This is a genomic window from Pseudolysinimonas sp. (assembly GCF_044239695.1).
Lineage (GTDB): Bacteria > Actinomycetota > Actinomycetes > Actinomycetales > Microbacteriaceae > Pseudolysinimonas_A.
The window spans coordinates 1-13,938 of record NZ_JBIIAW010000082.1 but is presented as its reverse complement, the minus strand read 5'-3'; the positions used below and the strand labels follow the sequence as shown (position 1 = coordinate 13,938).

Below are 13,938 nucleotides of genomic sequence, written 5' to 3'. Positions count from 1 at the left end.
CGCCCCCCCGGCGACGAGCGGCGCGGTCGTCGCGGCCCTCGTCGCCGGGCTCGCGATCACCTCCACCGGGTACACCGCGCAGAAGCTGGATCTCGGCGACGGCGCGGTGTGGGTCGCGAACGCCGGTCAACAGGCCGTCGGCCGGGCCAACCCGGAGGTGCTCGAGCTCAACACCGTCATGCGTGCCGCCAGTGCCGACCTCGAGGTCGTGCAGCGGGGTACGACGGTGCTCGTCGTCGACCACGCGAACGCCACGGTGCAGATCGTCGATCCGGCGGAGTCGCTGCTCGGTGAGCCGATCGCCCTGCCGCCCGACGACCCGCAGGTCTATCTCGCGGGGGACCGGGTCGTCATCCACGCCGCCGGCACCGGCGAACTCTGGATCCTGCCCGTCGGCGAGCTGCCCGACTTCGACGCTTCGCAGCCCAGCTCGCTCATCCTGGGGCTCGGCTCCGTCGTCAGCGTCGCTCCCGACGGGACCCTGTTCGCCTATTCGGCGGAGACGCAGGAGGTCTTCCGCGTCGACGCCGCACGGTCCGATGTCGTCGACGCGCGCTGGCCGACCGGTCTGGGCGAGGTCGACGACGTCCAGGTGACGAGCGTCGGCGGCGCCTGGGCGGTCCTCGACCACGACGGCCGCCGCCTGGCGCTCGAGCGCGGCATCGTCGACCTCTCCGGGTTGGTCGCACCGGGAGACGACCTCGCGGTGCAGGAGCCCTCGGCCGCGGGCGATCGGCTCCTGGTCGGCACCGAGACCGGGCTGCTCGGGGTCCCGCTGAGCGGTGCGGCGACCGTGCCGATCGTCGACGGGATGACCGGCATCCCGGCCCGGCCGCTGGCCCTCGACGGCTGCGAGTACGCCGCCTGGGCATCCGGCACGGCCTGGCGGCGATGCGCGAACGCCGGAGAGGGCGAGGTCTTCGAGCTCGCCGCGGCCGCGACCGGCGAACTCGACTTCGCCGCGAACGTCGACCGGGTCGTGCTCAACGACGTCCGGCGCGGGGCGACCTGGGCCATTCAGGACGACGCTCAGTTGATCGACAACTGGGATGACCTCCTGATGGACGACGAGCAGGACGAGTCGCCGGTGAACGACGAGAACGTCCCGCCGACCGTCGACGAGGAGCAGCAGCCGCCGGTCGCGGTCGATGACGCCTTCGGTGCCCGTCCGGGACGTTCGACGGTGCTGCCCGTGCTGCTGAACGACTACGACCCGAACGCCGACGTGCTCGTGATCGGCCAGGCGGACGCGATCCCCGAGGAACTTGGTCGCCTCGACCTGGTGACCCGCAACCAGCAGTTGCAGATCACCCTCGCCCCGGAGGCATCCGGTTCGCTCTCGTTCCGCTACACCATCACCGACGGCCGCGGGGGGATCGCGAGCGCGACCGTGACCGTGACCGTCAGGTCCGACGACGAGAACTCGCCGCCGATGCAGATGCGGTCGACGCGCGCCGACGTCGCCGCCGGCGGACGGGTCACGACGCAGGTTCTCGGCGACTGGGTCGACCCCGACGGTGACGCCTTCTACCTGGAGTCGGCGACGACGGGCGCCCCCGACCAGGTGAGCCACAAACCCGACGGTGTCGTGGTCTTCTCCGACTCCGGCGAAGGCGGTGACCTGAAGTCGGTCACCCTCGTCGTCACCGACGGCCTCGCCGCGTCGTCCGGCAGTCTCGCGGTGGGCGTGAGCCCGGCCGGGCAGCTGCCGATCGTGATCGAGCCGTGGGTCGCCCTCGCGACAGCGGGACAAGAGATCACGGTACGGCCGATGTCGCACGTGCGCGGCGGGTCAGGGACCCTCCGACTCAACGCCGTCCCCGAGCGCGCCGGCTCGCGCATCGAGCCGAGCTTCGAGGCCGGCACGTTCACCTTCGTCAGCGACGAGGTGCGGACGCACTACGTCGAGTTCACGGTCACCGACGGCGACCAGACCGCCACAGGCCTGGTGCGCGTCGACGTGGCGGCACCCCCGGACGCCAATACGCGTCCGATCACCGTGCCGCGGACGGTGTTCGTCACGACCCTCACGAGCGAGACCGTCGATCCCACGACGACCGACATCGACCCCGCGGGCGGCGTGCTGGTCGTCACCGGGGTGACGAATCCCGCGGCCGATCAGGGCGTCCGTGCGGAGGTGCTCGACCAGCGGCAGGTGCGCATCACCCTCACCGCCCCCCTCGAAGGCCGCAGCGTCACGGTCGAGTACCGCATCAGCAACGGACTCGCGGATGCCGTCGGCACGATCACCGTCGTCGAGATCCCCGAGCCGGCGCGGCTCCAACCGCCGGTGACGGTCGACGACGCCGCGACGGTCCGCGTCGGCGACGTCGTCGACATCCCCGTGCTCGACAACGACGAGCAGCCCGAGGGCAAGCCGCTGACGCTCGTCTCCGAGCTCGCGGAGGATCTGCCCGACGGCGCCGGCCTCCTCTTCGTCTCCGGCGACCGGCTCCGCTACCTCGCGCCCGAGGTGGCGGGAGACTACGTGGCGGTGTACAGCGTCGAGTCCGCCGGCCAGCGCGCCGAGGGTCGGGTCACGATCTCGGTGCGCGAGGAGAACGCGGCGACCAACAGCCCGCCGGTGCCGCGTCGGGTGACCGCGCGCGTGCTGGCAGGCGAGACGGTGCGCATCCAGATCCCGCTGAGCGGTGTCGATCCGGATGGCGACTCGGTGCAGCTCATCGGCGTCACGAGCAATCCCGACAAGGGCGCGGTGCTCGGGATCGGGCCGACCTACATCGAGTTCGAGGCGGGGGAGTACTCCTCGGGCACGGACGAGTTCAGTTACGCCCTCGTCGACGGACTCGGGGCCCGCGCCGAGGGGACGGTACGGATCGGGATCAGCCCGCGTCTCGATGGCGCGCGCAATCCGGTCGCCAACGAGGACATCGTCGCGGTGCGGCCGAATCGCACGGTGAGCGTGCAGGTGCTCGCCAACGACTCCGATCCCGACGGGAGCCCCTTGCGGGTCATCGCGGTGACGTCGAACGCCGACGACGGCACGACGGCGACCATCGTCGACGACACCGTCGTCGACATCACGCCTCCCGACGCGCCGGGTCAGTACTCGGTGAGATACACGATCCAGAACGAGTACGGCGGCACATCGGAGAACTTCGTGACGGTCGCGGTGGACCCCGACGCCCCGCTGTCCTACCCGCTCGCGCAAGACACGGTGCTCACGGCGAGCGATGTCGTCGAACGCACCGTGGTCGACGTCGACGTGCTCGACAACGTGTTCTTCGCCGACGGCGACGTCTCCGACCTCGGCGTCGCCCTGCTGGCCGACTTCACCACGACGGCCGAGCTGCTCTCCGACAAGCGGGTGCGGGTGCGGATCGGCGACGCGAGCCAGATCATCCCGTTCTCGGTCTCGCACCCGGATGACGACGCCATCCGTTCGTTCGCCTTCATCTGGGTTCCTGGCTACGCCGACGCGCTCCCGCAGGTGGATCGCACGGCGCCGCTGCTCACCGTCGCGAGTGAGGAGACCCTCACGATCGACCTGAACGACTACGTGATCACCCTCGGCGGGCAGGGTGTCCGGCTCACCGACTCGAGCACCGTCCGCGCGACGCACTCCAACGGCGACGATCTCGTCGAGGATGCCAACACGCTCGTCTTCACCTCGGCCGACCAGTACTTCGGCCCGGCGTCGATCACCTTCGAGGTGACCGACGGCGCGACCGCCGATGATCCCGAAGGTCGCCGCGCGATCCTCACGCTGCCGATCGACGTCGAGCCGCGCGAGAACCAGCCGCCGGTCTTCATCGGGGGCGTCGTCGACTTCGAGCCGGGGCAGGAGAAGGAACTCGACCTCGTCCGGCTCACCAACTACCCCTACGACGACATCGACGAACTCCAGTACCAGGTCGTCGAGCCGCTCCCGGAGGGCTTCACCGTCGAACTCAACGACCAGCGGCTCGTGCTGCGAGCCGCGTCCAACGTGCCGAAGGGGACGGTCACGAACGTCACCCTGACGGTGCGCGACGACCTCAGCCAGGGTCGCCCGGGACGCATCCAACTCAACGTCGTCCCCTCGACGCTCCCACGTGTCAAGCCGGTCGCCGACACCGCGATCACCCCGCGCGGCGGGACGACGACGATCGACGTGCTCGCGAACGACGAGGCGAACAACCCGTTCCCGGCGACGCCGCTCCAGGTCGTCGACATCCGGGGTCTCGACGGGGCGTCGCTCCCCGACGGGGTGACCGTCGTGCCGAGCGCCGACCGGTCACGGCTCACCGTCGCGGTGAGCGGGGCGGCGGTGCCGGCGGACACGAGCCTGCAGTACCAGGTCGCGGACGCCACGCAGGATCCCGACCGCTACGTCTGGGGCACGATCACGATCTCGGTACAGGACGTGCCCGATGCCGTGACGGGAGTCGCGGTGACCGAGTTCGGCGATCGCGTGCTGAAACTCTCCTGGTCGCCCGGGCCGTTCAACAACTCGCCGATCGAACGCTACGAGGTCACCATGACGTCGGCGGCGACCGACGAGGTGCTCTCGACGACCGAGTGCACCTCGAGCGTGAACTGCTCTCTCTCGACCCCGGGTAACGGTCCCGGGAATGCCGTGCGGCTCTCGGTCGTCGCCGTCAACGCGATCGGGTCGTCGGCGCCGACCGCCCTCGTCGGCACGATCTGGTCGGACGTCATCCCCCCGTCGCCGTCGTCGGTCGCCTCCACGCCGCTGGACGGCGGGCTGCGCATCGTCTGGACGCCGCCGGTGGGATACCCGGGAAGCCCGATCGAGGAGTACGTGATCACGGCGGGCAGCGCCTCGACCGTCGTCGGCGCGGGCGAGACGTCGGTGCTGCTGTACGGCGCGGGGGCCAACGGCAGCGCCGTCGGCTACTCGGTCAGTGCGCGTAACAGCGCCCCCAACTCGCTCGCGACGTGGAACCAGGCCACGGGTGTCGGGGTTCCGGCCGGTCCGCCCGTCCTCCTCGGGCCGGCGGTCTCGGCCTCGGCCTCGCTCACCGACGGGTCGACCGCGAGTGCGTCCTGGGCCGACGTCTTCGGCGACAACGGGAGGGCGGTGCTGACGTACTACGCGCTGATCCGCAGCACCGGCGCCGACCCGGTCTGCTCCGTCTCGGGGGTGGAGAACGGCTCGCCGAGCCCCGCACCACCGGGCGGCGCCCAGCAGATCGCTGCGGGCACCACGAGCACCTCGTTCGGCGGACTGGCTGCCAACCAGACCTACACGATCTGGGTCTTCGCCTACAACGGGCAAGGGTGCACGGCGGCCGCGCCGGTGCAGGTCACGCCGCGAGCGGCGCCGGGTCCGGTCGCGACTTTCGCCGCGTCGATCGTGGAGAACGGCTCCAGCGGCGAGTTCTTCGACGCGCGTCTCACCGGGTACACGATCGGCAGCGGGTCGACCGACGCCGACCTGTTCATGTATCGCTTCACGGCGGGCGCCGAGGGCAGCGAGAGCGGCGTGGTGCCGCTCGGCTCCTTCCTCACCGCCGGTGGCACCCAATACGGCAACCCGGTGAGCGTGCAGGTGAAGGCCTGCCGGGCCTACCCCGAGGCGACCCTGTGCAGCGCGGACTGGTCGCCGGCGTTCGCGCTCGGCATCCCGGTGCGCAACTCCGAACCGACCGGCCTCGTGCACGAGGCCGATGTCCTCAGCGGTGCCTGGCAGTGGCTGCAGCCGCCCGGGCCGGCGTCGTACGCCGCCGTCGACTACCGGTGCACGCCCGGCAACGATGACGACGGTTGGCTGCCGATGACCGAGAACGGCACCTGCGACACCGGTCTCGGCACCGGCGACCTCCGTGTGCGCATCTCCGCCAACAGCACGACGTATGAGCGCGAGTATTCGACGGGCTCCTATTGACCGCCGCCCCCGACCCGCGTTCGATTCCCACCCTCCCCCGGAAGGACCACCCATGAGCATGACCCCCGAGCAGGCCTCCGCGTTCCAGGAGACCTTCGGCCGCATCGTGGCCAACGTCGAACAGGTGCTCCTGGGGAAGACGTTCGTCATCCGCCTCGGCCTGGTCGCGCTGTTCAGCGAGGGCCACCTCCTGCTCGAGGACTTCCCGGGCACGGGCAAGACCTCGTTCGCCCGCGCGATCGCCCAGAGCGTGGCGGGCACGAGCAACCGCATCCAGTTCACCCCCGATCTGCTCCCCGGCGACATCACGGGGGTGAGTGTCTACGATCAGAAGTCGGGACTGTTCGAGTTCCACCGCGGGCCGGTGTTCGCCAACATCGTGCTCGCCGACGAGATCAATCGGGCCTCCCCGAAGACCCAGGCCGCCCTGTTGGAGGTCATGGAGGAGGGCCACGTGACCGTCGACGGCGCGACCCACGAGGCGGCCCGCCCGTTCATGGTCATCGCCACCCAGAACCCGATCGAGCAGGCCGGCACCTACCGCCTGCCCGAAGCCCAGCTCGACCGGTTCCTGCTCAAGGCCTCGATCGGCTACCCCGACCACGCGTCGACCCTGCGCATCCTCGAAGGCTCCGACGTCAAGGCGCACGAGGCGAAGCTCCAGCCGATCGTGACGGCGGATGCCGTGCTCGAGATGGCGGAGCAGGCGCGGCACGTGCACGTGGACCCGAGCGTCAACGACTACGTGTCGCGGCTCGTGGAGTCGACCCGCACGGCGACCGAGGTGCGCCTCGGCGTCAGCGTCCGCGGAGCCCTCGCTCTCATCCGCAGTGCGAAGACCCTCGCGGCGGCGAGCGGGCGGCATTACGTCATCCCGGACGACGTGAAGTCGCTCGCCGAACCGGTGCTCGCGCACCGCCTGCTGCTGGACCCCGAAGCGGAGTTCGACGGCGTGACGACGTCGGGCATCATCGGTCAGCTGCTGCTCGAGACCCCGCCGCCGAGCGACCGGCAGGCCGTGTGAGCGCACCGTCTCCCGCGCCGGGCCGCTCCACGCGCTCGCGTCGCGATCCCCGGGTCACGACCGCGACCCGGGCCGCATCCCTCGCCACGACCGGTGACGCCGGACTCGCCAACACCCGCACCCGTATCGTCGGCACCCGCACGGGTGCGCTCGCCGACCTCGTCGTCGCGATCGTGCGGCTCTTCGCGCTGGCCGCCGCCTCCCTCGGGCGGATCGCCTCCCGGGTCGCCGGTGTCGTGACCCCGCTCGGCTGGGTGATGCTCGGGGTCGTCCCCGCGGCGTTCGCCGTCGGGTACGCGCTGGGCTGGATCGAGCTCGTCGTCGTCGGCTGGGCGGGCGTCGTGCTCGCGGTGATCGCGGTGCTCTACCTGATCGGGCGGTCGCCGTTCGAGGTGAGCCTCGACCTGCCGCACCACCGCGTCGTGGTGAGCGATCCGGCACGCGGCGCGGTGACCCTGCACAACCCGACCGGACGGCGCGTCCTCGGCGTCACGGTCGAGATCCCCGTCGGGATCGGCCTCGCCGAACTCGCGATGCCGAGCCTCCGCGCGGGAGCGTCGTTCACGAACGAGTTCGCGATCCCCACCCTGCGCCGCGGCGTGATCCCGGTCGGCCCCGTCCGCACCGTCCGGGCCGATCCGATCGGCCTCGTGCGCCGGGAACTGGTCTGGACGCAGGTGCAGGATCTCGTCGTGCACCCGCGCACGATCGGCGTCCCGTCCACGTCGACCGGTCTCATCCGCGACCTCGAGGGCACGCCGACCCGCGACCTCACCTCGAGCGACGTCGCCTTCCACGCCTTGCGCGAGTACCAGGCCGGCGACGATCGCCGCTACATCCACTGGAAGTCGACCGCCAAGACCGGCACCTTCATGGTGCGGCAGTTCGAGCAGACCCGGCGCAGCCACCTCGTCGTCGCGCTCTCGCTCGCCACCTCCGACTACGCGACCGAGGAGGAGTTCGAACTCGCAGTGAGCGTCGCCGGCTCCCTCGGGGTGCGGGCGATCCGCGACGGACGCACCGTCTCGGTCGTCGTGAGCACCGTCACCCCGGAGTTCGCCAAGCGCAAGACCTATGCGGTGCGCTCCCTCGCGACCCACGTCCCGGCCCGCCTGCTCGACGACCTCGCGGTCGTCGAGGCCGCGTCGGCGGCCCTCGGAATCCGCGACGTCGGACGCATCGCCGCCGAGGACAACATCGGCATCTCGGTCGCCTTCCTGGTCTGCGGCTCCCTCGTCACTCCGGCCGAGCTCCGCGCCGCCTCGCACTCGTTCCCGATGGATGTCGCGGTCGTCGCGATCGTCTGCGATCCCGACGCGGTCCCGGGCTTCCGCCGCGTCGCCGGCTTGAGCGTGCTGACCATCGGCTACCTCGAAGACCTCCGCATCGCGCTCGCCCGCTCGGCGGCGGTCGCATGAGGCCGCGCCGCAGCCCGGGCGCGATCGCCCTCGACGTCGCCCTGCTCTGGCTGCTCATCGCGATCTCGGCCGCCGCCTTCTGGCCGGTCTACCGCGACGTCTCCTACCTCGTCGCCGTCGGCGGAGCCGTGGTGGCCGGGTCGGTCGTCGCGCTGATCGGCGCGCGCTGGCGTTGGCCGTCGTTCGCGGTGCTCCTGGTGGCGTTCGGCGTGTTCCTCATCCTCGGCGTCCCGCTCGCGGTGCCGGGTCGGGCGATCGCCGGTGTGCTGCCGAGCTGGGACGGCATCCTCGATCTGCTCTCGGGCGTCGTCTACGGCTGGAAGCAGCTCCTCACGATCACGTTGCCGGTCGGCGATTACCAGGCGCTCCTCGTGCCCGCCTACCTGCTGTTCTTCGCGACCGCCCTCACCTCGGTGACGATCGCCGTGCGCACCAGGTTCCCGGAACTCGCCGTCCTGCCGCCCGTGGTCGCCTTCCTCGTCGCGATCGCCTTCGGGCCCGACGAGGCCCCCTGGCCGATTCCGCTCGCGCTCGGCCTGTTCGCCGCCGTGCTCGTCGATCTGGTCTGGCACCGCTGGCGGCGGCGGCGAGAGGCGATCCGCACGCTCGCCCGCGCGACGCCGGATGCCGAGGGTCGTCCCCTCGAGACGGCGGGCGACGCGGCGCTCGGCATCCGCAGCGTCCTCGCCGGCGCACTCATCCTGGCGATCGCGTCGGCCGCGTCGGTCGGTGCCGCGATGGTCGCGCCGGTGACGGGGGAGCGGGAGGTGCTGCGCTCCGCCGTCGTGCAGCCGTTCGACCCGCGCGACTATCCGAGCCCGCTCGCCGGGTTCCGGCGCTATCTCCGGGACGACCGCGTCGACGACGTGCTGCTGCGCGTCACGGGGCTGCCCGACGGCGAGCGGCTGCGGATCGCCACGCTCGACAGCTACGACGGGGTCGTCTACGCGGTGGGCAGTTCGGCGGCCGACAGCGCGTCCGGCACGTTCGTGCGCATCCCGCAGTCCGTCGACCAGGCCGACGTGACCGGGGAGCCGGTCGATCTCCGCGTCGAGGTGGAGGGCTATCGCGGCGTGTGGGTGCCGGATGCCGGCGCCTTCGAGTCGATCGAGTTCGGCGGCTCCCGTGCCGCGGGTCTCACCGACGCGTTCTACTACAACGCCACCACCGGAACGGCGGCGGTCCTCGGCGGATTGCAGGCGGGCGACGCCTACCGGATCGTCGCGATCCTGCCCGACCAGCCGACCGCCGGAGAACTCGCCGACCTCACCCCGGGCGACGCCGAAGTCGCGCGTCTCGGCGAGATCCCCGAAGAGCTCGCGCTCTACCTGGAGGAACGGGTCCGTGCGATCACCGACCCGGGCGAGCGCCTCGTGGCGATGCTCGACGCGCTGCGCAGCGACGGCTACATCAGCCACGGTCTCGGCCGAGAGGTGGAGGGTGGCGAGGAGCCGCCGAGTCGCTCGGGGCACGGAGCCGACCGGATCGCCGAACTCGTCACGGCGTCGCGGATGATCGGGGATGCCGAGCAGTACGCGGTCGCGGCGGCCCTCATGGCCCGCCAGCTCGGATTCCCCGCGCGGGTCGTCTTCGGATTCGAGCCGCAGGCCGGCGTCGTCCGCGGCGACGACGTCACGGCGTGGATCGAAGTCGACACGGCCGAACACGGCTGGGTCGCGATCGATCCCGTGCCCGAGGAGCGCCCGATCCCGGAGGAGGAACCCGAGGAGCAGAGCCAGGTCGCGCGTCCGCCGTCGATCGTCCCGCCGCCGCCGGACCGTCCCGAGCCGCAGGCCGACCAGACGGCACCCGACAGCACGCAGGACGACCCCGACACCCTCGACCCGGTGCTGGCGGCGCTGCTCGCGGTCGTCCGCATCGTCGGCATCGGACTGCTCGCGCTCGCGGTGGTGCTCGCTCCCTTCCTGCTCGTCATCGCCGCGAAGGTGCGTCGTCGGCGCCTCCGACGCACCGCCCCGGACGTCGTGCAGCGCATCAGCGGAGGGTGGGACGAGTTCGCCGACTCGGTGCTCGACCACGGCTACTCCACGCCCCCGGCAGCGACCCGGTCGGAACTCGCCGCCGTCGCGGGGGGTCTCCCGTCGCGGGTGCTCGCCGCCGTCGCCGACCGCGCCGTCTTCGCCCCGGAGCGCGCCGACCCGGCGGATGCCGACCGCGTCTGGGACGCCGTCGCCGATTTGCGGGCCTCCCTCGACCTCGGACTCACCCGGCGTCAACGCCTCCGCGCTCTCGTCTCACTCCGGAGCTTGGGTGCCTATAGTGTTCGAAGTCTGTTCCGGCGTGAAGGGAGACGACGATGAACTGCCGATTCTGCGGCACCGCGTTGCCCGACGCCGCCCAGTTCTGCGGTGAGTGCGGCCGCCCCGCGCCGGTCGCCCAGGCTCCCGCCCGGACGCGCCCCGCGATGCCCGCCATCGTCTTCTCCTCGGAACCCGAAGGCGAGCGGTCCGCCGGCTCGATCGCCGTCGCGGAGAGCGAATACTCCTGCCCGCAGTGCGGCGAGCCGATCAGCGATGACGACGTCTTCTGCGGCGAGTGCGGCTTCGTGCTGACGTCGTCGTATCTGTCGGCCCCGGTGGATGCCCTCGGAGATCTCCACGATTCGGTCGAGCGGTCCGACTCCGTCGAGGCGGAGCCCGACGACATTCCGGATCCGGGGGAGCCCGCCGACATCCCGGAGCAGGCCGAAACCGAGTGGGATGCCGGGGTCACCGATACCGGTGAGATCACCGGCGTCTCGGGCTGGGTCGCGGTCGCGTCGGATCCCGCATCGGCGATCGAACTCGTCGCGGATCCCGAGCCCGAGGTCTCCGTCGCGCACGAACCGGAGCCGGTGATCGAGCACGAGCCCGCGCCGGTCGAACCCGCCTTCCTCGAGCCCGAGGTGATCGTCGAGCATCACCCCGCGCCCGTCGCCGCGCCGCCGGCCAAGATCCTCCGAGGGGTCCCGGACCCGTTCCCGTGGGGCAAGGACCCTCGCGTCCCGACCATCGATCTCGAGGCGACCCGCATCTCCGCGGCGCCGCTCGCCGAAGAGCGCTTCGTCTTGCAGTTCAGCACGGGGGAGAGCGTGACGGTGTCCGGCGCCGGCCTCGTGGGGCGCAACCCGGCGTCGCAGCCGGGCGAGTTCGTCGACCAGCTCGTCACCATCTTCGACGCCGGCAAGTCGGTCTCCAAGACGCACCTCGAGTTCGGGCAGGACAGCGGGCGCTTCTGGGTCAGCGACCGGTACTCGACCAACGGGTCGACGGTGCGCCAGCCGGATGCCGAGCCGAAGCGCTGCGAACCCGGACGGCGCTACTTCGTCGCACGAGGAACGCGTGTCGACATCGGTGACCAGTTCTTCGTCGTGAGCTGACCGCGGCGTCCTCCCCCGGGTCGACCGACTCCGGAGAGCTCACCCCTCCCGCGGGAATCGTGCCCGGTCGCGGGTGAACACTCGATCCTGATCGGATGATCCCGCCGCCGGCCGTCCGCATCCCGATGCCGCCCGGCCGCCCGCCGCCGCCCAAGCCCGCCTTCCCGCTCGTGGCGACGATCGCGCCCGTGGCCGTCGCGGTCGTGCTGTTCGTGGTGACGGGTTCGCCGTTCATGCTGCTGATGGCGGCGCTCGGACCGGTCATCGCCCTCGCGACCTTCGTCGACGGTCGTCGCCAGCGTCGGCGTGCCGACCGGGAGTCCGCGATCCGGGTCGCCGCGGCCCTCGCCGAGGCACAGGAGCAGGTGCGACAGGCCGTCCACGCGGAACGACGGCGCTTGGATGGCTTCACGGCCCTCGATCCGGACTGGGCGAGTGATGAGAGGCCGCTCGTGGTCGCCGTGGGCCGTGGCGCCGCCCCGAGCGGGATCGAGATCGGAGGCGTCGCCGACGAGTCGCCCGATGTCGCACGCCTGCGCGACGCGGCGGCGACGATCCCCGACGCGCCGCTCCTCCGGCTGGTCGATGCCGGTATCGCGGTCGAGGGGGCTCCCGTCGCCGCCGCCGCGGTGGCACGGATGCTCGCCCTGCGGATCGCCGCGCGGCGGTCACCGGCGACGACCTCCTGCGAGTTCCCACCGGGGGAGGAATGGGCGCAGCAGCTGCCCCACGAGACGCGTCGCGGCCCGGGGGGCCGCTACCGCTTCGCGACCGGTGACCGGGAGATCGTCGTCGGCTGGGGGGCGGGCTCCGAGACAGCCGGTTTCCGGATGTCGGCGCAGCATGCCGACGCGTCCACCCGGGCCGCCGCCCGGCACGCGGCCCTCCGGATGGCGGACGCGGCCGAAACCGCCGGACTGCGTGCTCCGACGGCGGGAGTCCCCGAGGCGGTCGCCCTGGAGGAGCTGCTCCCCGCCCTCGCGGGTCCCGGACTCAGCGCCCCGCTCGGGATCTCGGTCGAGGGCGTCGCCGTCCTCGACCTCGTCGCCGACGGGCCGCACGCGGTCGTCGCGGGAACGACCGGCGCCGGCAAGAGCGAGCTCCTGGTCTCCTGGGTGCTCGCGATGGCGGCGGGTCGAACGCCTGATGAGGTGTCGTTCGTGCTCGTCGACTTCAAGGGCGGGGCGGCGTTCGCCCCGCTCGACGGTCTGCCGCACGTGCTGGGCACCCTGAGCGACCTCGACGAGCGCCTGGCCCGCCGCGCGATCGAGTCGCTGCGGGCGGAGGTGCTCCGGCGCGAGCGCGCCCTGGCGGCCGCCGGCGCGCGGGCGATCGACGAGCTGGGGGCTGGAACGCTGGCCCGCCTGGTCGTGGTCGTCGACGAGTTCGCCGCCCTCATCACCGAGCGCCCCGAACTGCACGCGCTGTTCGCCGATCTCGCGGCGCGCGGCCGGTCGCTCGGCATCCACCTCGTGCTGTGCACGCAACGCCCCGCCGGGGTCGTGCGCGACGCGGTGCTCGCCAACGTCGCGATCCGGATCGCACTCCGGGTGGCCGACCGTGCCGACAGCCTCGGGCTGATCGGCGACGACGCGGCCGCCCGGCTGCCGGCGCATCCGCGCGGTCGCGCGGTCGTCGTCGACGGTGCGGGGCGACGCCGGACGGTGCAGGTCGCGCTGGCGTCCCCGGGCGACGTCGCCCGCGTCTCGACCACCACGACCGCCGGATCCTCGAGCCGACCGTGGTGCGATCCGTTACCCGCCGTGATCGCGCACGCGAGCCTCCCGGCGGCGGACGGCATCCCCTTCGGGCTCCGCGATCTGCCGGCGGAGCAGCGGCAGCCGACCGCGGTCATCGAGGCCCGCCACGGCCACGTGCTCGTGCTCGGAGCCCCCGGTGCGGGCGCGACGACGGCTCTCGCCGCGGTCGCGGCCGGAGCGGGCGCGTCGGCGCGCTGGCTCCCGACCGATCCGGTCGAGCTCTGGGGCGTGCTCGCCGAACCTCAGCTGATCCCCGGCAGCACGGTGCTGCTCGCCGACGACCTCGACCTGGTCCTCGGCCGCTGCGGAGCGGACCACTCCCCGGAACTGGCCGACCTCGTCGCCCGCGCCCTCCGCGACGCCCCGGCCCGCGGCATCCGGATCGTCGCGGCCGCCCGACGGCTCACCGGCCCGCTGCACGCGCTCGCCCCGTTCTTCGGAGCGCGGCTGCTGCTGCGGCTGGGCAGTCGCGACGAGCACGTCCTCGCCGGGGGAGAGGGCGCGCT

Annotated in this window: 6 protein-coding genes; all 6 read left to right on the top strand. The window is 72.2% G+C overall.

Features of this window, described 5'->3' with window-relative positions; translation table 11 throughout:
* A partial coding sequence (locus tag ACILQS_RS12160; RefSeq protein WP_395640393.1) for an Ig-like domain-containing protein occupies positions 1-5,851 on the top strand: 5,851 nt, incomplete at its 5' end.
* A gap of 52 nt (positions 5,852-5,903) precedes the next feature.
* Positions 5,904-6,875 (top strand): AAA family ATPase, encoded by a 972-nt coding sequence (locus tag ACILQS_RS12155; RefSeq protein WP_395640392.1) that lies wholly within the window; start codon positions 5,904-5,906, stop codon positions 6,873-6,875.
* The gene (locus tag ACILQS_RS12150; RefSeq protein ID WP_395640391.1) at positions 6,872-8,293 is read left to right on the top strand and encodes a DUF58 domain-containing protein; all 1,422 of its coding nucleotides are present in this window, start codon (positions 6,872-6,874) and stop codon (positions 8,291-8,293) included. Before ACILQS_RS12155 ends, ACILQS_RS12150 begins: the two co-directional genes overlap by 4 nt.
* Complete coding sequence (locus ACILQS_RS12145) at positions 8,290-10,614, top strand: transglutaminaseTgpA domain-containing protein (protein ID WP_395640390.1); 2,325 nt, start codon at positions 8,290-8,292, stop codon at positions 10,612-10,614. The genes ACILQS_RS12150 and ACILQS_RS12145 overlap by 4 nt, the downstream gene beginning before the upstream one ends.
* Positions 10,611-11,672 (top strand): zinc-ribbon domain-containing protein, encoded by a 1,062-nt coding sequence (locus ACILQS_RS12140; RefSeq protein ID WP_395640389.1) that lies wholly within the window; start codon positions 10,611-10,613, stop codon positions 11,670-11,672. The genes ACILQS_RS12145 and ACILQS_RS12140 overlap by 4 nt, the downstream gene beginning before the upstream one ends.
* Before the next feature lie 95 nt (positions 11,673-11,767).
* Positions 11,768-13,938: FtsK/SpoIIIE domain-containing protein (locus ACILQS_RS12135; protein ID WP_395640388.1), on the top strand; the 2,171-nt coding region annotated here is incomplete at its 3' end.

Excerpts from the sequence above, each read along its gene's own strand:
- ACILQS_RS12155 (WP_395640392.1), top strand. The coding sequence starts at position 5,904 with ATGAGCATGACCCCCGAGCAGGCCTCCGCGTTCCAGGAGACCTTCGGC.
- ACILQS_RS12145 (WP_395640390.1), top strand. The coding sequence starts at position 8,290 with ATGAGGCCGCGCCGCAGCCCGGGCGCGATCGCCCTCGACGTCGCCCTG.
- ACILQS_RS12140 (WP_395640389.1), top strand. The coding sequence starts at position 10,611 with ATGAACTGCCGATTCTGCGGCACCGCGTTGCCCGACGCCGCCCAGTTC.